Source organism: Bdellovibrio bacteriovorus, assembly GCF_041888015.1.
Lineage (GTDB): Bacteria > Bdellovibrionota > Bdellovibrionia > Bdellovibrionales > Bdellovibrionaceae > Bdellovibrio.
The window spans coordinates 1,619,881-1,639,262 of record NZ_CP168968.1 but is presented as its reverse complement, the minus strand read 5'-3'; the positions used below and the strand labels follow the sequence as shown (position 1 = coordinate 1,639,262).

General features: G+C 49.0%; 21 protein-coding genes. 10 read left to right on the top strand and 11 right to left on the bottom strand.

Translation table 11 applies throughout. The features are described from left to right. Positions 1-189: 189 nt before the first annotated feature. The 3 genes from ACES2G_RS07925 to ACES2G_RS07915 all read left to right on the top strand — a co-directional run bounded on the left by ACES2G_RS07925 (position 190) and on the right by ACES2G_RS07915 (position 1,938). Positions 190-1,152 (top strand): hypothetical protein, encoded by a 963-nt coding sequence (locus ACES2G_RS07925; RefSeq protein ID WP_347359116.1) that lies wholly within the window; start codon positions 190-192, stop codon positions 1,150-1,152. A gap of 9 nt (positions 1,153-1,161) precedes the next feature. Then, a complete protein-coding gene (locus tag ACES2G_RS07920) occupies positions 1,162-1,590 on the top strand; it encodes an SRPBCC domain-containing protein (RefSeq protein WP_347359115.1) in 429 nt (142 codons plus the stop codon). Between the two features lie 90 nt (positions 1,591-1,680). Continuing rightward, positions 1,681-1,938, top strand: a complete 258-nt coding sequence (locus tag ACES2G_RS07915; protein WP_347359114.1) for a hypothetical protein — start codon at positions 1,681-1,683, stop codon at positions 1,936-1,938. Here the strand turns inward: ACES2G_RS07915 and ACES2G_RS07910 are convergent. After that, on the bottom strand, positions 1,930-2,811 hold the full coding sequence (locus ACES2G_RS07910; RefSeq protein ID WP_347359113.1) for an SDR family oxidoreductase: 882 nt from the start codon (positions 2,809-2,811) through the stop codon (positions 1,930-1,932). The genes ACES2G_RS07915 and ACES2G_RS07910 overlap by 9 nt on opposite strands. Before the next feature lie 104 nt (positions 2,812-2,915). Between ACES2G_RS07910 and ACES2G_RS07905 the strand changes: the two genes are divergently transcribed. Genes ACES2G_RS07905 through murI form a run of 3 tightly spaced genes read left to right on the top strand, consistent with a single transcriptional unit; the run spans position 2,916 to position 5,440 of the window. After that, positions 2,916-3,596: a hypothetical protein gene (locus tag ACES2G_RS07905; RefSeq protein ID WP_347359112.1), complete on the top strand. Its 681-nt coding sequence runs from the start codon at positions 2,916-2,918 to the stop codon at positions 3,594-3,596. Continuing rightward, positions 3,580-4,629 (top strand): guanosine monophosphate reductase, encoded by a 1,050-nt coding sequence (locus ACES2G_RS07900; RefSeq protein ID WP_347359111.1) that lies wholly within the window; start codon positions 3,580-3,582, stop codon positions 4,627-4,629. Before ACES2G_RS07905 ends, ACES2G_RS07900 begins: the two co-directional genes overlap by 17 nt. 4 nt (positions 4,630-4,633) lie before the next feature. Continuing rightward, positions 4,634-5,440: a glutamate racemase gene (gene murI / locus ACES2G_RS07895; protein WP_374001772.1), complete on the top strand. Its 807-nt coding sequence runs from the start codon at positions 4,634-4,636 to the stop codon at positions 5,438-5,440. A gap of 10 nt (positions 5,441-5,450) precedes the next feature. Here the strand turns inward: murI and lysA are convergent, their stop codons facing one another. Further along, positions 5,451-6,590 (bottom strand): diaminopimelate decarboxylase, encoded by a 1,140-nt coding sequence (gene lysA, locus ACES2G_RS07890; RefSeq protein WP_374001771.1) that lies wholly within the window; start codon positions 6,588-6,590, stop codon positions 5,451-5,453. 197 nt (positions 6,591-6,787) lie between these two features. Between lysA and ACES2G_RS07885 the strand changes: the two genes are divergently transcribed. Genes ACES2G_RS07885 through ACES2G_RS07875 form a run of 3 tightly spaced genes read left to right on the top strand, consistent with a single transcriptional unit; the run spans position 6,788 to position 10,872 of the window. Then, the gene (locus tag ACES2G_RS07885) at positions 6,788-9,343 is read left to right on the top strand and encodes a LamG domain-containing protein (protein WP_374001770.1); all 2,556 of its coding nucleotides are present in this window, start codon (positions 6,788-6,790) and stop codon (positions 9,341-9,343) included. 35 nt (positions 9,344-9,378) lie between these two features. Then, a complete protein-coding gene (locus ACES2G_RS07880) occupies positions 9,379-10,026 on the top strand; it encodes a succinylglutamate desuccinylase/aspartoacylase family protein (RefSeq protein ID WP_347359107.1) in 648 nt (215 codons plus the stop codon). Positions 10,027-10,050: 24 nt separating this feature from the next. Continuing rightward, positions 10,051-10,872 (top strand): 2,3,4,5-tetrahydropyridine-2,6-dicarboxylate N-succinyltransferase, encoded by an 822-nt coding sequence (locus tag ACES2G_RS07875; RefSeq protein ID WP_347359106.1) that lies wholly within the window; start codon positions 10,051-10,053, stop codon positions 10,870-10,872. Positions 10,873-10,884: 12 nt separating this feature from the next. Here ACES2G_RS07875 and ACES2G_RS07870 read toward each other — a convergent pair whose 3' ends face one another. The 8 genes from ACES2G_RS07870 to ACES2G_RS07835 all read right to left on the bottom strand — a co-directional run bounded on the left by ACES2G_RS07870 (position 10,885) and on the right by ACES2G_RS07835 (position 17,126). Further along, positions 10,885-12,135, bottom strand: coding sequence for an FtsX-like permease family protein (locus ACES2G_RS07870; RefSeq protein ID WP_347359105.1), 1,251 nt, complete (start codon positions 12,133-12,135; stop codon positions 10,885-10,887). 41 nt (positions 12,136-12,176) lie between these two features. Beyond that, entirely contained in the window at positions 12,177-12,902 is a 726-nt protein-coding gene (locus tag ACES2G_RS07865) for a transporter substrate-binding domain-containing protein (protein WP_347359104.1), read from the bottom strand. Positions 12,903-13,122: 220 nt separating this feature from the next. After that, positions 13,123-14,073, bottom strand: a complete 951-nt coding sequence (locus tag ACES2G_RS07860) for an MlaD family protein (RefSeq protein WP_374001769.1) — start codon at positions 14,071-14,073, stop codon at positions 13,123-13,125. Then, complete coding sequence (locus ACES2G_RS07855) at positions 14,070-14,780, bottom strand: cell division ATP-binding protein FtsE (protein ID WP_374001768.1); 711 nt, start codon at positions 14,778-14,780, stop codon at positions 14,070-14,072. Before ACES2G_RS07855 ends, ACES2G_RS07860 begins: the two co-directional genes overlap by 4 nt. After that, on the bottom strand, positions 14,780-15,604 hold the full coding sequence (locus tag ACES2G_RS07850) for an ABC transporter permease (protein ID WP_347359101.1): 825 nt from the start codon (positions 15,602-15,604) through the stop codon (positions 14,780-14,782). Before ACES2G_RS07850 ends, ACES2G_RS07855 begins: the two co-directional genes overlap by 1 nt. Before the next feature lie 72 nt (positions 15,605-15,676). Next, positions 15,677-16,252, bottom strand: coding sequence for a YdcF family protein (locus tag ACES2G_RS07845; RefSeq protein WP_347359100.1), 576 nt, complete (start codon positions 16,250-16,252; stop codon positions 15,677-15,679). Continuing rightward, positions 16,239-16,616 carry a RidA family protein gene (locus ACES2G_RS07840; protein ID WP_347359099.1) on the bottom strand — a complete coding sequence of 126 codons (378 nt, stop codon included), beginning with the start codon at positions 16,614-16,616 and terminating at the stop codon, positions 16,239-16,241. The genes ACES2G_RS07845 and ACES2G_RS07840 overlap by 14 nt, the downstream gene beginning before the upstream one ends. Positions 16,617-16,637: 21 nt before the next feature. After that, entirely contained in the window at positions 16,638-17,126 is a 489-nt protein-coding gene (locus ACES2G_RS07835) for an organic solvent tolerance protein (RefSeq protein WP_374001767.1), read from the bottom strand. A gap of 158 nt (positions 17,127-17,284) precedes the next feature. Between ACES2G_RS07835 and ACES2G_RS07830 the strand changes: the two genes are divergently transcribed. After that, complete coding sequence (locus ACES2G_RS07830) at positions 17,285-17,917, top strand: L,D-transpeptidase family protein (protein WP_347359371.1); 633 nt, start codon at positions 17,285-17,287, stop codon at positions 17,915-17,917. On the opposite strand, the gene ACES2G_RS07825 is transcribed toward ACES2G_RS07830, so the two are convergent. After that, positions 17,914-19,296 carry an HD domain-containing phosphohydrolase gene (locus ACES2G_RS07825; RefSeq protein WP_347359370.1) on the bottom strand — a complete coding sequence of 461 codons (1,383 nt, stop codon included), beginning with the start codon at positions 19,294-19,296 and terminating at the stop codon, positions 17,914-17,916. The genes ACES2G_RS07830 and ACES2G_RS07825 overlap by 4 nt on opposite strands. Between the last annotated feature and the right edge of the window lie 86 nt (positions 19,297-19,382).

The following is a 19,382-nucleotide window of genomic DNA, read 5'->3' as shown; positions in this document are numbered from 1 at the left end:
GGCCCTAGTCCTATTGCAAATTGACGAACGACGCCATTAAAAAGCCCCTCGTTCTGCGAAGGGCCTCAGGCTTCTGAATTTTTTTCAGAGAATCTTTTATTCAACTCTTTTCTCCCCTTCTTTGGATGGACTTTTTGCCTCTCCCTGCGACCGATGTTAAGACCCTGCCAAGCTGAAGGGGAATCACACATGCGGCTTTATCTATCGGCATTTTTGATACTTTGGAGTCTGAACTCCTGGGCGACGGAGGAGCTTCCCTGGTGGGCGGCCAGCGCGGAAGAGGTTCTGCAGGCTCCCTGCAAGTCCCAACGACCGCCGACAGCCGAATTTATGGAAGCCTCCCTTAAAAAAGTTGCGGGCACTTCTCAGTCCAAGATTCTTCATGGCATTTCCTTTAAAAACGAAAACAGCTCCTTGTTGCAACTCTTCTCCGATCTGCATATCTACGACCTAAGCCTGCGAGGCAAACCCGAACTGCGTTTTTCCAGTTCCTGCACCCAAGTTCTCTGCGCCATGAAAGAGATCTATGGCGAAACCGAAGGCGTACAACTTCTGTTCTTACTAAAAACTTTCGGTTTCAACGGGTCTCACCTGCGCACCAGCAAAGCGTCAGCATGGTATGCCAGTGAGCTGAACGAGATCCTGCAAGCCCTGCAGGACTATCCCCTGCATCTTTATCCAGTGACCTATAACAAACGCCTGATTCATTTCACCCGGGGTCAACGTTACAGCTTTGGTGAAAACATCATTGCCAACGCCAGCATGGAAATCTTCGATCGCTGGAATGAGCTTCCGTTTGGCGAACGTCAACAGACCTTCCTGCATGAACTGGGACATACGCTGGCTTACCGCCAAAGACTGGACACTTCCGCAGAATGGCTCAGTATCGCAGGCTGGAAGGAAGTGCAAAAGACCGTTGATGGCCGCAGTTATAAGGATTACGTTCTGGAAAAACCAGAAAAAGCAGTTTCGGAGTATGGCACGGTCAACCCTTCGGAAGATTTCGCTGAATCTGTTGTGGCTTATCGCTTCAAAGGCCGTGACCTGTTGGCCAAACAAAAAGAAAAGTATTTGTTCTTAAAAACCAAGATCTTTGCCAATCAGGAATTTTTGTCAGAAGATCAATGCAAAGCCGCCGTTCAATTCCCCTAGGAGCCCACTATGAAAGACAGCATTGAAATGTCCATCAAACTCAAAGCCAGCGCCGGATGGATCTGGAATGCCCTGACCGACAGAGGCGAACTGGCAAACTGGTGGAGCGAAGATGTCGTCCTGGAACCTAAAGTGGGTGGCGCGTTCAAAGAGCCCTGGGAAGATGACACCGGAAAACGCCAGTTGGCCTCCGGCAAAGTCCTTAAGCTGAAGAAAGAGCAATTCATCACCTTCACTTGGAAAGAAAAGACGTGGCCCAAAGAAGCCACAACAGAGTGTTCCCTAAAAATCGAAGATACAGGTAAGGAAAGAATCCTCACTTTGACTCACTCAGGCTGGGAAACGCTGCCAGAACCTCTTAAAAAGGCTGCCATGAAGGATTTCAAGCTGGGTTGGAGTTACCACCTCAAAGAGTTGAAATCTTACTTGGACGACTAAGCGCTTAAAAGGTTTTCCAAACACAATCTTGACTGGTAAATGCCTCGGCAGGTCGGTATATCAGGCGCAGAACCTTAACAAGGATTTGATATGAAGACTTTGGTGTTTGCCCTTACAGCCCTTTTGTCCTCCACAAGCTTTGCCAGCATTTCTTGCTCTGGCAAAATCGAAAACTATTTCCGTGCTCAGGGATATCAAACTCGCCAGGCAGAGTTCCAAAAAACTCTGGAAAATGGCGACAGAACTTACTATGTCCGCACGAACTACCACGGTGGTGATGCTGCTCACGAAGTTCTTGTTGATTCCAAATGCAACATCCTTGACGTTCGCGAGCTTTGGTCAGAATAGATTTTCCTGAGGCAGGGGTAACATCCACTCCTGCTTCATATCCTCACAGAACGTTTCAAAGCTGCGGGGCTCCCGCCCCAGAAGCTGCGACAATCCCGACGCCACTTCCGCCACCACTCCATCACGCGTCGCTCGATGCAGACTCATCAAAGCCTGCTTCATCCATTCACTTTCCCCATTTTTGTTAAGCAGTCGCAGTCCGGCCTCCTCTGTCACCGGCACATAGGCCAATCTTCTTCGAGAATAATGTGCGATCAAGGACACCGCTTCCGCATTGGAAAGAGCTCGTTCTCCGGTCAGTTCTAGAATTTGTTTATTAAATCGCCACGGATCACGCAGAATCTGCGCCGCCCCTTCGGCCACATCACGAGCATCCACAAAGCTGGTGCGCCCCTCTCCTTGCGGCAAATACAGAATTCCCTGCATCAGGGCTTCATGGTGCATCTTTAAAAAACACTGCATAAAGATATTCGGGCGAAGGACTGAATACCGCAGCCCACTTTCCATCAACAGCTCATCCGTTTCCCCCTGAATCCGCTGAAACAAGTACTGAGACACCGGAGAGGCCCCTAAACCTGACACCTTCAGAATGAACTGCACCCCCGAAGCGCGGGCCGCCGCGATGACGTTTTGAGCTTGTTCCAGCATTTTTTCACACAAGGGCTGAATGAAAACCAGAATATCCACATTCCTTAAGGCTTGCTCTAAAAGATAACGGTTCTCAAGGGGCAGTTGCATCCCCCTCACTCCGGACGGCAGGCGCTCCAAAGACCGACTGACCGCCACGGCCTCAACACCCTGACGGGTCAGGATCTTCAATAATTCGCTTCCTATGGTTCCGGTGGCCCCCGTGACCATTATTCGCAGTTCCATAAGTGCCTCCAACCCTTATTATGCCAAGTCCCAGAGCTAAGCCGATGTGTTTCTTGGCAAGAGTCCGCTTGACTCCCCCACCCTTTAGGGCTCTAAATACTTAAGTGAATTTTTTTGCCGAGAACCTGAAGGTCTTTAAAAAAGTTTTCTTGCCCCTGTTCGCCCTGGTTGTCCTGTCGAACAACATAGATCAATACTTAAATCTGAAGATGGAAAATGCCCTGCGCGACCCATTGGGAGTGCAAGCTCAAGTGATTTACTATGGATTCTTCTCGATCCTGAGCAGCATTTTCTTCCCTGTTCTCTTGATCAGTGTGACTTTGTTTGCCTTTGCCAACCTTGAAAACCTGCAAAAAAGCCTGCAGGACTTCTGGGCCCGCTATCTAAACCAAATGTATATTGAAACCCTGAGATCCTGGGGCAAGACCTTGTTGTGGTCTTTGTTGTTTATCCTTCCTGGGGTCTGGAAGTACATTCAGTACACCATGGTGCCTTTTGTGGTGACGTCCTCCAAAGATTACGACGAAGGGCGCCTGGACGCGCTGAAGGGCTCAGCTCTTGTGGTACGTCGCCATTGGTTTAAAATTATCGCCATCCTGATTTTATTTCACCTTCTGATCCCGGGCCTGCTGACGACTTTGTTTGATGCCTATCGCCTGATCTGGAAAACTCCGGTACAAAGCCTGTTCTTGTCGGCTTTGGATGCCTATCTGCTTTTGTTCTCGACTCATATCTTGTTTAATATTTTTAGAAGTGAGGTAAAGCGACATGACGCTCATGTTTAACTGGAAAGACATCAAAAACAGAGGCAAGGGACTTACTTTCGATGACGTGCTGATCATTCCGGCCCGCTCTGATGTAAGATCACGCCGTGATCCGCGCCTGACTTCAAAAATCACCAAAAACTTCTCTATCGAAACACCGATTGTCAGCGCCAACATGGATATGGTGACTGAATATGATATGGCTTTTGCCATGAACCAACTGGGCGGCTTGGGTATTCTTCACCGCTTCCTTTCCATCGAAGAACAAGCCGAACAAGCGCGTCGTTTGAAAGAACATGGCGTGAAAGTGATTTCTGGAAGCGTTGGTGTTGGGGAAGAATTTAAAACGCGAGCCAAAGCTCTGGTCGATGCCGGAGTGAATGTCATTACGATCGACATCGCTCACGGCCACTCCGTACAGATGATGGAAACCATGAAGTGGTTGAAAGACCAATACCCGCAAGTGGATCTGATCGCGGGGAACATGGCCACTCCGGATGCCGCTCGCGATTTGATCGAAGCTGGTGCTGATGCGATCAAAGTGGGCATCGGTCCCGGCTCGATGTGTACAACTCGTATCATCACAGGTTGTGGTGTCCCACAACTGACGGCCATTGCTCTGTGTGCTGAGATCGGGGAATCTTATGGCGTGCCTGTGATCGCTGATGGCGGCATCCGCACTTCTGGTGACATGGTCAAAGCTTTCGCTGCGGGCGCAAGCACCGTGATGCTGGGAAGCATGCTTTCCGGTACGATTGAAACTCCGGGCGAAATCAAAAATGGCAAAAAGCAATATCGTGGTATGGCTTCCCGTTCTGCTCAAGACTCTTGGCGCGGTGGCGTTCCTGAAGGCATGGCTCCAGAGGGCGAATCCACTCAAGTCAGTGTGAAGGGACACGTGAAAGACGTCATCCTGGAAGTCACTGGCGGCATTCGCAGTGGTATGAGCTACATCAATGCCACCAGCATTGCTGAAATTAAAGACAAAGCCCTCTTTATGGAAATGTCTTCCAATGGTATTTCTGAATCTCGCGCACATGGAGTGAAAAACTAAGAAGATGGCGGATCTGGATTCTCGACCCATAGGTGTCTTTGACTCAGGAATTGGCGGACTGACAGTTCTGAAGGAACTGGCGTTGCAATTTCCTCACGAGAGCTTTCTCTATGTCGGAGACACGGCTCGCCTGCCCTATGGTTCGAAGTCCCCACAAACGATCCGCAAATACTCTGAACAAATCATTCAGTTTTTGAAAAAACAAAACGTGAAAGCCATCGTCATTGCCTGCAACACCGCCTCCAGCCAGGTGTCAGAAAAAGAAATCGACGGCATTCCTGTTTACAACGTGATCGAACCGGGTTCACAACGAGCTCTGGAACTTTCCAGCGGCAAACGCATCGGGGTTCTGGCCACCAGAGCCACCGTCAACAGCCAGGCTTATACCAATAAAATTCATGCCATTGATCCTTCGGCTCAGGTCTTCGACCAGGCCTGCCCGCTGTTTGTTCCCTTGGCGGAAGAAGGCTGGGATTCAGATCCTGTAACCAACTTGATTGTCTTCCGTTATTTGACGCCCCTGATGCAGCAGCATATCGACACCCTGATTCTGGGCTGCACTCATTATCCTATTTTGAAAAATTCCATTGCAAGGGTTACCGGAAGTTCCATCGAACTGGTGGACTCCGGGGAAGCGATCGCCCGCTGGTTGTCCCGTGATATGCAAAGTGGACGTTTGGGTAAAAACCAAAGTGGCGAAATCCGCCAGATCAATATCATGACCACAGATTCCTCCGCACACTTCACCGAAATGGCACAAAGAATTTTGAAGCCCGCCAAAGCGGACTCCTTTGCGGTTGTTGACGTCTAAGAAGGCAGTACTAGATACAAATTTCCAGAGGAAGCTCTTGAAGATTATAAACACTGGCCATGGAATATCCGTAAGCTCCGGAATCCATCACCGCCAGGAAGTCGCCTTCTTTCACCGTCGTCAAAGAACGATCTTTCGCAAAGAAATCAGAGGACTCACAAATCGGACCGACCACATCTGCAACCATAGCGGATGTCCCCTTCAATAACGGCTCAATACGGTGGCTGGCTTCATACAAGGATGGGCGAATCAGATGGTTCATTCCAGCATCTACAATCACAAATGTCTTTGCCGAAGTTTCCTTGATGTACTGAACCTGAGTGATCAAAGCCCCACAATGAGCCACCAGCCAGCGACCCGGCTCTGACTGCAGTTCACAGTTCAAATCACTCAATGTTTCAAGGGTGATCTTCGCATACTGCTGCAGCAATGATTCTTCCAGCGCCAGATCCACGCGATCATAAAAGATCCCCAAGCCACCACCAAAATCAAACTTCTTTAATTCCGGAAAATCTTTTTTCAGATCCAGATAGACTTTTTTAAGTTTTTGCAGAGCCTCTTCATAGCCGGAAAACTCCAGCATCTGTGACCCCAAGTGCAAACTCACACCCACCAACGAAATAGAGTCTGCATAATTTTTCAGACAGGATATCAATGCCGGAATCAAAGACAGCTCCATTCCGAACTTGTTATCCTTAAGCCCGGTTGCGATGTACGGATGGGTTTTAATATCCACATCCGGATTCAGACGCAAAGCTACCTGTGCTTTTTTTCCCATTTCACGTGCCAGTTTTCCGATGCGCTCCAGCTCTGGCAGACTTTCAACGTTGATCTGATAAATACCCAGTTTCAAAGCTTCACTGATTTCAAACTTTGTCTTACCAACCCCGCTATAAACGATATCCTGCGGTTGAAAACCACATTCCAGGGCGCGCTTGATTTCCCCCAAAGAGACGACATCAGCTCCCGCCCCCAGGGATTTGAGCTTACTTAAAACCCCTGGATTTGAGTTCGCCTTCATCGCATAAAACAAACGAACATTTTTAAGGGCTTTTGCCATGGCTTGAAATCTTTGAGCTATAAAGTCCAGATCATAAACATAGATAGGTCGCATATAGTTCATTACCAGAGGCATCAAGGGCTTCTTCATGGGACCTAGGCAGAGCTCGTTATTGATATATTCCAAGTAAAACCTCGTTGGTTTCGTAATGATGACTTATTCAATAACGTTTGTCATGAAAACTTATGATCCCTCGCGTATCGAGTTGAGACAGGACGATTCATTAAATTTTCGAGATCCGTCCCGAACGCCTTCAGAGGCCTATAAAAAAGGCCGTTCTTATACTCATGAGAATCTGGCTCGTACTTCTGTTCTCTTTAAGTCTCGCTGGCTGCGGAGTGCTGTCCAGTACAATCGAACTTCCCTCAAAAGAAGCTCCGCCCGTTGCTATTCCAATAGTCTCGGATAACTTTGTCGTTGCCTATGACGGCGAAGGACAGGTCACCTTCGACAATTCAAAGATGACCCTGACCCCCAAAGCCTCAACATCCGCGGACGAAACTCATGCCGCTTTAGTTTTTTTGAAGCAGACGCTCGACACCCCGGTCATGGACTTTGAACTAAGCGTGGACCTGACCGTCACCCAACAATTGCGCCAAAACAGCGCCGCCAACGATTGGGAGGTCTTCTGGCTGTTCTTTAACCATCAGGGGTCCATCACCGAAAAAACGACCAACTACTTTATCTCAAAACCATCATCCGGCTCAGAACTGGGCCTTGCGCACGGCGAACTGGGGCAAAAATTTTTAAACACTGATCCCACAGGAAAGACCCCTATCGGCAGCAAGCACTCTTTCAAGTTTCGCAGACAAAACGGAAAATTCACCGTGCATCGGGATGGAACCCTTTTTTACTCCTTCACTGAAACAGATGCCTTTCCACAGAAACTCTATGCCCAGAAAGGCTCCATCGGGTTTTATTCCGAAGATGCCTCCGTGGATATTCATGCCGTCTCTCTTCTTCGCCTGGATAAAGTGACTCCACCTTCCTTCGTGCTGCCTCTGCTCAGTGTCATTCCGGCGACGATCAAACCTCCCGGTGCCGACAGCGCACTCAAAGTGACGGCCACTAATTCAGCACAACTAGGCCCCCTTTTCTGGTCATGCAACTTCCAAAGAATTGCAACACCTTCTCCGCTGCCAGCAGTTCAAGACTGTCATTCCTTAGGCGCCGTCGGATCTGATGGCACCCTCAGCTGGACTCCCGCGATGTCTGACATCGTAAGCTGGTTCCTTCATTTCGAAGCCTCAGAACTTCACGCTGGGTTCGCGAAAAAGACGGCTTATGTTCAGATCCGCCCCTCTTGGACAGAGTCTCACGGACTTTTTCTTTATGACCCGCAGTTCTCGGTGCGAAAAAACATAGACACCCATGAGGTCTTGCAGGCCCGTGCTCCGGCCAGCATTGATGACAACAAAACCTCCCCTTGGCCGAATCTACTGAACAGCGACGAAGTGGATTTAGTGGGACTCAACGAAGTAGCTCCTTGGGGAACGGATACCGACTCGCAAATGAGTGCCTTGCACTTCAATGCCCTTCACGATGACCTCGGTTTACCACTTCCCATCAGCAATCTGGGAAGCACAAAAGATATTCGTCTTTCTTATTGGTTTAAAAGAGATAATGCTGACAGCAAGGCTGCCATGCAAATCAATCATGGCAACGGCTACCTGCAAAGTCGTCATTGGTTCAATGTGATCGCCAGCACCTACAAGGATGGCGGTTCTGAGGTTTCATGTTACGACCTGACCCCAGCAACAGATGCGTGGACCTTTGTGACTTCGCAGGTTATCGACAATCTCGATGGAACCGGAACACTGAAAACATTCGTCAATGGACGCCAGGTCTGCGCTGAAAACCTTCCCAGCACTAATTCGTTCTTATCCCCATTGCGCCTAGCCCCGCGTGCAGAGGTTTTCTATCCCTTTGCAGGAAAGCTTTCTGAGATCGCCGGATTTACAAAATCAACACCCGAGGAAATTTTCAATGATTTTGCCAACACCGCTGATCGCTATCGCAGCTACAAGGTCGGTCAGATAAAGAAGTCAGATCTGCTCTTACATTGGGATATCGCCAATACACATCAAGGGATGATGCCACCGACGTCCGCATCAGTAGTCACCTTGGCAGATCTCGGCCCCACCAGCTTCAGTAAAACCTTCGGCGGCTTTGACGGCACCCCGTCTTCCGGTTACAACACCGCGACTCCGTCCCGTTCTCATATCGCTTTCGACGGTAGCGATGACTATATTCAGATTTCCTCAAATCCGAATCTTTCCGCTGGTGCGAATTGGACCATCGAAGCCTGGCTGCAACCAGGCAACGCTAAAGGCGTCGACAATGCCTACTCTGCTGACGACGTACGTCATCCCCTCTTTAAAACTGTCTATGAAAAAGCCTTCTACGATGTGCCCAACAAAGCATCTCATGGGATGGGACTCAGACTGGGACCCAACAACACCGTGGATGCATTCATGGTCAATAGTTATGGATACACAGATACAATTTCCGGCGGACTCTCTCTGAACGCCAACACTTGGTATCATATTGCCGTCAGTTTCGACAAAACCACATCAACATTGAAGGCCTATGTGAATGGGGCTATGACAAGCTCTAAAGTGGTTAACTATATGCGCGATATCGCTGGAATGCCCCAATCCGATGCTGATGTGTTATCAGAGGCTTCCGACGCCTATATTGGCATTCCTGCCGACGTCGACATGCGCCGTCGTTTTAATGGCAAGTTCGCAATTCTGCGCGTATACAATAAGGCCCTCAGCGACGCACAGATAAAGACCCATTGCCAAACGCAGAAGAATCGTTTTGACGTAACCTGCAACTAGGATGTTAAGATAGTGGGCCAAAAGGACGGCTTGCTATGAAAACTTCTATTTTTACTTACACTTCCAAAGGCCTCCCGGTGCCGGCCTATCACTTCGATAACAACGGCCCTGAAGTTCTGATCCTGGGTGGCGTTCATGGTGATGAAGTCGAAGGCGTCATTGCTGCCCAAGAACTGTTGAAACACTTTATGCAGGCTTTCCCCTACAAACTGAATATGACTCTGGTCCCGCAGTTCAATCTTGAAGGCGTCATCTTCAAAACCCGCGGCAACGGCAATGGCGTGGATCTGAATCGCAACCTGCCCACCAAAGACTGGTCCCCGGAAGTGAAAACGCCACGCTATCATCCCGGTCCGTTCGCTGGCAGCGAAAAAGAAAATCACGGACTGATGACGTATCTGGATCAGAAAAAACCAATCTACGTTCTTTCCCTGCATTCCTGGCATCCGGTCTTGAACGTGAATGGTGACTGCCGCAAGGTTGCCGAAGTTTTAGCAACTCTCACAGGCTATAAAATTGATGACGATATCGGATACCCAACTCCGGGCTGCCTGGGAACTTATTCAGGTCTGGAAAGAAACTGCCCAACCCTGACTTACGAAATCGAACGAGGCCTGTCCGCCGAAAAGATCATCGAGATTCATGTCCCGGCGATTTTGGAATCCCTGAAAGTTTTGGAATAGTTTTTAAAGAGAAAGAGAGATCCCATGCAACAAGAAGTCACCCAGATTTTTGCTGATGTTCAAGGTGGAAAAAGCGTTGATCAACTGAGCACTCAGGAACTGAAAGCCGTCTTTGAAACTATCGAAGGCCTGGATGCAGGTCGCCTGCGTGTATGTCAAAAGCAAGACGGCAAATGGATCACCAATGAGTGGATCAAAAAAGCCATCCTGCTCTATTTCCGCATTCAGAAAATGGATGCCATGTCTGCAGGCGATTTGGCATTCTATGACAAAATTCCAGTAAAACAATGGAGCGAAGAAGATGGCGTTCGCGTTGTTCCACCGGCAGTGGCTCGCAAAGGCTGCTTCATCGAAAGAGGCGCGATCCTGATGCCTTCTTATGTGAACATCGGCGCCTATGTTGGTTCCGGCACAATGGTGGACACTTGGGCTACGGTTGGTTCTTGCGCACAGATCGGTAAAAACGTTCACCTTTCCGGCGGCGTGGGTATCGGCGGGGTTTTGGAGCCTATTCAGGCATCTCCGGTGATTGTTGAAGACAATGCCTTCATCGGCAGCCGCTGCATCGTGGTTGAAGGCGCTGTGATTGAAGAAGGGGCCGTTCTGGGCGCCGGCGTAACTATCACTGCCAGCACAAAAATCATTGATGTCACTGGATCTGCACCGGTGGAATACAAAGGACGCGTTCCTGCGAACTCTGTCGTGATCCCAGGAACTCAGATGAAAGAATTTGCGGCTGGCAACTATGGTGTGCCATGCGCTTTGATCATTGGTAAACGCAAAGCCAGCACGGATCTAAAAACATCCCTGACTGATGCTCTTCGCGACCATCAGGTCAGCGTTTAGTTTTTTAAAAGCTTATCTCATTCGCAAAGCATCGGACGGCTGCACTTCTGCAGCCGTTCTTGCGGGAATATAAGATCCCCACCATGCAATCAGGGCACTGACCAACAAAACACCAAACACCAGCCAGAAATCCACCAGTGCCGGGATGGAAGAGTCATAGTAAATATCTGAAGGCAAAAACTTGATCGGATTGTATTGAATGTACAAGCTAATGCCTGTTCCCAAAATCGTCCCGGTCACGACACCGATAAATGCCAGGAAGAACCCGATTTGTGTAAACGTCATCACCGTCTGACGAGCCGAAAAACCAATGGCGCGCAAAATTGCAATATCGCGCTTTTTCTGGGACAGCAGCAACGCCAGCACACTCATAATTGAACTTGCCGCAATCATCCCCGCCAGCCCCAAAAAGATTCCAATGGTCAGTTTTTCCAACTTAAGGGCATACAACAAGGCCGAGTTGCGATCCATCCAGGTCTCAACGCTGACGCCTTCGAATTTTGCCAGGTCATCCCGAACCGACAAAACATCTTTTTCATTGGGCAACCAAACTTCGATACCACTTTTACGCATTCCCTCAGTGGTTAATGCATTCAGCGCCTCACCGCGCTGGTAATAAATATACTGACTGTCCAGATCTGGAAGACTGGTTGTCACAATACGTTTGATACGCACACGTTCAAACTTGGGTGTTTCCCCCGGAGGCAACAACAAACCCGATGGGGACACGACCGTCAGATAATCACCTTCAAATACCCCCAGGGACTGCGCCAGATCAACACCAACGACGACTTCCCCCTTGCTAGGAACATCCTCCGGGTCCCAGAAGTAGGCCGGCGAACTGCGATCCTCACCTTTGCGATCGACCTTTTGCAACTGCTCGATAAAGTGCTCAAGACTTTCACGTGTCACACCACGAGCTATCCCGCCACGGAACTGACCATCCTGACTGCGAATGATCACATCCATGGATTCATAAACGTAGGCGCGATTTTCAGGATTTTCTTTAAGTCGCTGAAAGACCGGATGACTTTCAAGTCCTTGCGAAGTTCCCACCCCAGCGACTTGAACATAAAGATGCGGTTCCAGCCCCAGGATGCGCTGACGAATACTGCCGTTCATGCCATTCATGACAAATAAAACAACCAGAAACGCCGTCACACTGATAGAGATTCCCACCATTGAAAGCCAGGCAATACGGCGCACCAGAGCCCCGGCTCGTTTGGAAAAGATAAAATGACGGAATAGATGCCCAACCAGCATCCTAGAATCATAAGGCGGTCAGGAAGCTGCACACAAGCTTGTTAGTGAGTTTTTCCGTTGGTTTTAAACATGGCGGCAATCTTTTCACCGACATAACCTCGCACAATCCGCTCGTATTCGCCACTTTCCCGCATCTTCTCTATTTCATGGTCAAATGCATTGCGCATTTTTTGATCAAGAAAGGCCACGCAGGACAGATTGGGCTCTTCAAAAATCGGGAAGACCTCCACCTCACGCAACACATCGACCTGTGTTGCCATCGTCTCGCGGAACCACCCAAAGATGGACCGATCCATAATCAGCACATCGATCTTATCACTCCAGAGAGCCTTGAACTGTTCATCCTGTTTGGCGAACTCAATATAGTTCGCTGGCGGTTTTCCTGAACTTAGCGGAGGAAAATGCCGCGCAAAATCCTTTCCCAGATCGTGTCGAGCATTGGCCCAAACTCCCACGCGAAGATTTTTGAGATCTTTGACTGACTTGACCGAAATCTTTTTGGATTTAAATGCCAGTACGACATTTTCATAGCTGACAAAGGGTTTGGAGTAATAGCGAGCTCCATCCAAGGCCAACGGCACCCCAACAACCACATCAAAATTGTTTCCATGCTTGGTTTCGGCTTCGATTCGGTAGGAGGATAAAGCCTGAGGCTTAACTTGATACCCCATGCGCCCCAAGGCCTCCCGGACCAGATCGACTTCAATACCCCGAATAGTCCCTTTTTCGGAATAAGCATACGGGGGACGAGCCTTCCCAAATGCCACAGCAAGGGCCTTCTCACTCCCGGCCCAGACGGAAGGGCCCACGCACAGCACAGCAACTAATTGAATAAATAAACGCATCGACACTTGATAGAACACTCGCATGATCCACCATTCCCCTTGCTCAGACGAGCAAAAGACTTATCGTGCATTCAGGATCATTGCTGAAGAGTAATAAATTTAATTTGATAATGTGTAATGCGCCCCAGATCGGGACGCATCGCTATTTCTGACTCGCCGGAACGCGATCTAACTCTTCTTCTTTGACTTCCTTCACGCTACTGCGCATGAAGAAACTTTTCTGCATGGCTTTCAAAACCACGACTGTCTCATTTAGAGCTTGCACCAGACGCACACTAGCCCCTGGCAGCTCGCCCTCGACCTCTTTTACCGCAGGTCCCAACGCACGCGTCATGACTGCAAGATTCTGAGTCATAACAGCAAGGTCTTTGGCCATGGCAGGATTGGCTTCATTCAACTCCGGCAGAATTTTATTGATCTCCCGAGTTGTCACAGCAAGGTTCCCCACCAGTTTTTGCACCCCATCGTCATGGGTTGCCTGCTTGGAAAGTTTGATCACTTCTATGGACATCGTATTAAGATTTTTCACCAGCGGGTCCATACGGTCGATCACACGAACCAGACTCTCTGCACGACTCTTGTCAGCAAAGGCATCCACCAGGACCTGCACACTTTCCAGGATGCCACCCAGTTTGCTCAAATAAGAATTCAGATGCTTACCGCTCATCAAAGTCATCAAATCCACAGTCTCCAGGGACTTAATGGCACTCTGATCAGGAATTACATCGTATTCCTCTGCACCGACAGTCAGCTCTAAAACTCTCTCTCCGATAATGAAGGGGCGAATCAACTGAACCGTGCTGTTTTCACGCACGCGATTTTGAAACTTGCCCAAAACATAGAAACTCACACGAATACGGTTGTCGCTTTCCAGCTCCACCGTTTCCACTTCCCCCGCGCGCAAACCGGCCATCTGTACCAGCGTGCCCTGATGGATTCCGTCGGCGTTTTCAAAAGTTGTCGTGTAGCGCACCTTGGGTTCAAACCACCCCTGCTTGATCGCAGCACTCACCCCTGTGAGGATCACCCCACTGATGGCCAGCATCACGAACAGGCCAGCTACTCTTTCAAACTTATTGAATTTTACTTTCATAGATGAACAACTCTTTTCTCAGGGTCCACAGCTTGGAAGTAAAGCTGCCCTTCATCCAGATGAATGATCTGATAATTGAAAAGGTTCATAAACTTTTCATCGTAAGAGCTGATGAAGACGTGCTTCAGCACGCCTTCTTTACGCAGACGATGAACGTGATCGGCAAAAACATAAACGCTGTCCTGCCCCAGGCCTACACTTGGATCATCCAGCAACAACACTTCCGGACGCATCACCACTGCACGCATCAAGCAAGTCAGCTTGCGGATACGCCCCGGCACATGCGCCGGTCTTTCCTGGGCAAATTTCTCGATGCCGAATTCCCTGATCATTTCATCCACGCGAGCCTTGGATTCTTCCGGCGTCAAAACCTTATGATACAAAAGCGGCAGCATCAGGTTGTCATACAATGTACGGTTGTTGATCAAACCACCGTAATCAAAGGAGTAACCAATTTTCAGGCGATACGGCAAAAATTCTTCAAAGGACATATCCACGACGTTCTCGCCGTTAATCAGATATTTGCCGGACTGAGGGATCTGTAAGCCCGCCAGAATTTGCAGTAAAGAACTTTTCCCTGCACCCTCTTCAGCTTTCACCCATAAAATTTCATTCATGGGAAAATCGAATTCCACATTTTGTACTATAGGCTCTTGCCCTTCATGAGTAAAAGACACGCCTTCAAATTTAAGATTTTCGATTTTCATCAGACCACCCCTAAACTGCGAAGTTGATTTAGATAAAACAAAGCTGTGACCATAAGATTAAAGACGACCACGAAGATGATGCTGTTCACCACCGCCTGTGTCGTCACCTGCGGCACCTCATGCGGACTGCGCTTCACGGACAAGCCCTGATAGCAACACACCACAAAGATAATCATTCCGCTGAAACCGTTTTTTAAAAGGAAAATAAGCACGTCCTCTTTGGCAAAAGCTCGCATCAAAGAATCCGTATAAAACGCCAGGGGCAGATCCTGAATGAAACGAGTCACCAGGAAGCCGCCAATCAAAGCAATGAAATTGAAATAAAATGCCAGCCCCAGGACACTGATGATTCCACCCAGAACCCGCGGGAAAACAATGAAACTCAGAGGGTTGATCCCCATGCTTTCCAACGCCTCGATTTCGCGATTGGCGCGCATATTCCCAACTTCCGAGGCGACTGCCGTCCCCGATCGTGCGATGACCACCAACGCCACCAGCAGAGGCCCGGCCTCACGCACGATCATCACGATCAGAAAATTCCCGATCATCTGGGTTCCACCCAACATGGACAAATTCGAAACAGATTGCAAAAGAATGATTGAGCCCGTGCCCAATGCCAGCACAGAAACCAACGGCAATGCCTGCCAGCCGGTGAAATAGATTTGTGCGGAAATAACGCCAATGATCTGTCGGAAGCCCTGAGCACGATCCAAAATCGTGGCACGAAGAGAAAGATAGACCATCAGGAGAACACGCGCCGTGTACTCCACATTTTTTGTTACTGATCTTCCTAGCGAGTCAATGTGCGCCAGTAAAGAAGTCATGATCCACCCTCGATTTCTCTACTGGCTTATCGGATCAAAACAGGAAAAGGATATTCAGCCGAAGGTCTGGTTTTAGTAGGCCCAGAGAGAGTAAAAGAAGGATTTCAGAGCCTCAAACCCCGACTCCCAGATAGAGGACTCAAAACGTCCCCCGATAATGGCGTGCTTTTCGATATAGATGTTCTCCGGGAAGGTCGCCCGGAACGTCTGATAAGAGCGATACATGTGCAGTCGCGAGGTCACCAGCAGAACATCCCGGCACTTCAATGCCTCGACGATAGGAAGGCTTTGTTGGGCATTACCGTAAGTGGTTTCGGATCGACGATCCAGGACCACGTCATTTTCACTTAAGCTTCCATAGAACGGCCACACCGGCATGATTTCACGCAATCGCGCATTGGAATACACACCCGAGATTACTAACTTTTTGACATTCTGATTTGCCAGAAGATCAAACCCCTCCCGCACCCGCCCTGCACCGCCGGTTAAAACAACGGCACAGTCGGCTGTGGGAGTCTTCGTCCATGATTGAATTTTCTCGCCCTGCACCTTGTGATACTCGTCCACAAAGCGATAGAGCACCACTCCGCTTAACAGAAGCAGTGCCCAGAAAGAGCGTGATTTCAACAGGGACTTAGCGATGCGCAATGACTTCGATCTCCACGTTCACGCCCTTAGGCAAAGCCGCCACAGCCACGGTAGAACGCGCCGGAGGAGCCTCAGTAAACGCTTTAGCATAAGTCTCATTCACAACGGCGAAGTCCGCCATGCTGGTCAGGAAAATCGTGCTTTTCACGATGTTGCTGTACTTCATGCCAGCCGCAGCCAAAACCGCTTCAACGTTTTTTAGAACCATTTCAGTTTGAGTTTTGATGTCTCCAGTGAAAACTTCACCCGTCTGAGGGTTGATCGCAATCTGACCTGAACAGAACAAAAAATCACCCATCTGCACAGCCTGGGAATAAGGACCAACCGCTTTAGGGGCATTGTCAGTTTGAATTACTTTTTTCATGTATCTCTCCTTACGAGTTTATTAGAAATAGAAAATGATTCCCGCGCTGAACGGGCTGTCCGCGATAGTTCTGAAACGCACGTTGTCCATGGAAACAACACCCACGCCACCTTCAAAGGTGAAGGCCAATGAATCAAGACCCGTAAAGAAGAATTCGCCACCGAACAAAGCATTCAGCTCAAAGCCAGATTGTTTGTCCCCGTTGGTTTCTTCATTCAACACACCCACAGATCCGCCCATATAGAAATTCATGTTGTCCTCTTTGAAGACCACACGGCGAATACCGGCATTGAATGCAAACTTGGAATAATCTTTTTGCGTATCAACACCCAGGCCCCCCGCCAAAGCCATGTCAGGTGCGAAGTAATAAGTCGCAGCCAACTGTGGCAGGTTCAATGCGGAATGAGTTTTCACTCCCACACCCAAACGGTTGGTCAACTCTTTCGCCTGACCTTGAACGGTGAATCCTACTGTCATCAAGCACAAGGCCAACGCCATTTTTTTAAGCACTTTTCTCTCCTCTGTTTTGCGATTTTTTAGCCCTTTTATTAAAGGCAAAAGCAGGGGTAGGAGCAAAGGATTTTACTTCTTACAAAGGGTGTCAAAGGAGAGCCCCAAAAAAGCACCCGCCCCTTGCGCCAATATGTCTTTCATGGGAAAGGGATGGCATGAAACTATTGTGCTGCGTACTTATTTCCTTCTTTGCTCTTTCTGAAGCCCGTGCAGTGGTGTACGGCGACCATTGGGTGGCCCTGAGCCCCGAAGAAAAAGGAATGCTGGAAATCGGCCTTGAAGAAGCTCAACTTCCCAGTTTTTGCCCGCGCACCGGCGAATTTGCCGCCAAAGCTCGCTGGGTACGCCCCGCGATTGATGCAGAAGCCGACTTTATTCTGGTGGACAAGAAGCGCCGCCTTATTCACTTGATGCGTCAGGAACAAATCCTTGCGACTTACACGATGGCCCTTGGGGGAAACCCAACAGGCCACAAAAAGAAGGAAGGCGACGAAAAAACCCCGGAAGGTCGCTATATCTTTGAGGTGAAGAACCTAAAAAGTGAGTATCACTTAAGCCTTGGCATCAACTATCCGAATCGCAAAGACAAGGATGATGCCTTTAAAAGCGGCATTAAAGATCCCGGTGATGCCATCATGATCCATGGACTTCCCAACAGTTGGGTGAAGCGCAAGTTCATCCGCCATCCCCGCGATTGGACTAAGGGGTGTATGGCTGTCACCAATGCTGAAATTGAAGAGATCTTTGCCCGTATGCCTCTGGGCGGAATGATTGAAATCTGCCCTTAAATCAGGGAATCAGCTATCGAAGCCAGAAACTCCGAGGAAAAAGAGTCCATTTTCTGGTTCTCCTGTTCCCATAGTTTTTCTTTAAGAAAACGGAAACCCACACCGGTTTCTTTCATCGTGGTTAAAACCGCCTGATCTATTTTTTCGGCGAACAAAAGAATCTGGGCTTCTATCGGAAGCTTGTCTGCTGGAACTTGATTGGGAAACCCCTTCCCATCAAAACGTTCATGAGTGCAAACCATGACCGCCTTCACGGCTTCGCTGACCGGAACGCCTTTTGCCAGACAGCGATTCAGAGAAAGCACTGGATGATATCCAAAGCCCTGTGACAATTCGGAGCTGTCACCCAGCTTCCCGCCATCGCCCAGCAAATACTGCCGACTGAGTTTTTCTTCCACATCAAACAACCCCACATCCGTCAGCAGGCCCGACATCAAGGTGACCAGAGGGTCTCCCTGACCGCTGCGTTTGGCAATAAGGGCTCCATAAGCAGCTATCCACGGAGCACGCCACAGCTGATAGAAGTCACCACTGGCAGCCTCACGGAAAATATCCCAAAGGACCTCTTCACTTTCTAACAACTTCAAAAGCTCTTCGCCGGCGCCCAACAAAGTCTCATAAGCCTTTACAAAATCCTCTTGAGATGAGGATTTGAAGTCAAAAAGTAAGATCTCATTGAGCTGCAAGGACGCCTGATACAATGCCAGGAACTGTGCTCGCGCCCGCATTCGCATGCCTTTTCCAGAAGTGTCATAATAGCTCACAACATACTGGGCGTATTTGTCACTGTCCTTTTTCTGAATATAAATTTCGGTTGCCGCTGAGACCCTTTGATAGCGATCATCAGACAAGACCGAGTTTGAATGAGTCACAGCCACATAACGCTGATTCAAGGGCATACGAATGAAGACTGGAAAGCTCAAGGTCGTCATCGGAAAGAGATCACTGATTTTGATATCAAAGTACTGAGCGCGACAGCGGTGCAGACATAAATACTCAAACTTAAGCGTCTGGAAATATTCGGCCTGTGACAATGGCGTGACTCGACTATTGGCAGTCCCGGCCAAGTTTTCTTTGGATAGCGAAGGCGACATTATCGTTACAACACGCGAGCGCGGAAAAGTATGCAAAACCTGATCAACCCGTATCGCAAAACTCTGCAAGGACTCCGCATCTTCCTGCTCAACCAAAATTAACTGTGCCCGAACCAAATCTCCAGTGGCTCTTTGAGGTAACTCATGAAAAGGAATATGCTGAAACGTCAGGAAATAGCGGGAAACAATCTGCTTCGCCCGATTCAAAATACGTTCATCCCGGGAAAGGATCAGAAGCTCTAGCTTTTGTCTGAACATTGGGTGTGGCATTTTGGTGTCTAACATCGCGTATTCAGAAAGCTTAATGCAGGGATATTCCCCTGCCAACAAAACTTTTACGGGTTGACAATTTCCCCCCTCCAACCAATCCT

Bases quoted from the DNA above. Each gene is read 5' to 3' on its own strand.
- ACES2G_RS07855 (WP_374001768.1), bottom strand. From the start codon at position 14,780: ATGAAAATCGAAAATCTTAAATTTGAAGGCGTGTCTTTTACTCATGAA.
- ACES2G_RS07830 (WP_347359371.1), top strand. From the start codon at position 17,285: ATGAAACTATTGTGCTGCGTACTTATTTCCTTCTTTGCTCTTTCTGAA.
- ACES2G_RS07910 (WP_347359113.1), bottom strand. From the start codon at position 2,811: ATGGAACTGCGAATAATGGTCACGGGGGCCACCGGAACCATAGGAAGC.
- ACES2G_RS07920 (WP_347359115.1), top strand. From the start codon at position 1,162: ATGAAAGACAGCATTGAAATGTCCATCAAACTCAAAGCCAGCGCCGGA.
- ACES2G_RS07875 (WP_347359106.1), top strand. From the start codon at position 10,051: ATGCAACAAGAAGTCACCCAGATTTTTGCTGATGTTCAAGGTGGAAAA.
- ACES2G_RS07880 (WP_347359107.1), top strand. From the start codon at position 9,379: ATGAAAACTTCTATTTTTACTTACACTTCCAAAGGCCTCCCGGTGCCG.
- murI (WP_374001772.1), top strand. From the start codon at position 4,634: ATGGCGGATCTGGATTCTCGACCCATAGGTGTCTTTGACTCAGGAATT.
- ACES2G_RS07860 (WP_374001769.1), bottom strand. From the start codon at position 14,073: ATGAAAGTAAAATTCAATAAGTTTGAAAGAGTAGCTGGCCTGTTCGTG.
- ACES2G_RS07900 (WP_347359111.1), top strand. From the start codon at position 3,580: ATGACGCTCATGTTTAACTGGAAAGACATCAAAAACAGAGGCAAGGGA.
- ACES2G_RS07840 (WP_347359099.1), bottom strand. From the start codon at position 16,616: ATGAAAAAAGTAATTCAAACTGACAATGCCCCTAAAGCGGTTGGTCCT.
- ACES2G_RS07850 (WP_347359101.1), bottom strand. From the start codon at position 15,604: ATGACTTCTTTACTGGCGCACATTGACTCGCTAGGAAGATCAGTAACA.
- lysA (WP_374001771.1), bottom strand. From the start codon at position 6,590: ATGAAGAAGCCCTTGATGCCTCTGGTAATGAACTATATGCGACCTATC.
- ACES2G_RS07825 (WP_347359370.1), bottom strand. From the start codon at position 19,296: ATGTTAGACACCAAAATGCCACACCCAATGTTCAGACAAAAGCTAGAG.
- ACES2G_RS07915 (WP_347359114.1), top strand. From the start codon at position 1,681: ATGAAGACTTTGGTGTTTGCCCTTACAGCCCTTTTGTCCTCCACAAGC.
- ACES2G_RS07925 (WP_347359116.1), top strand. From the start codon at position 190: ATGCGGCTTTATCTATCGGCATTTTTGATACTTTGGAGTCTGAACTCC.
- ACES2G_RS07870 (WP_347359105.1), bottom strand. From the start codon at position 12,135: ATGCTGGTTGGGCATCTATTCCGTCATTTTATCTTTTCCAAACGAGCC.
- ACES2G_RS07885 (WP_374001770.1), top strand. From the start codon at position 6,788: ATGAGAATCTGGCTCGTACTTCTGTTCTCTTTAAGTCTCGCTGGCTGC.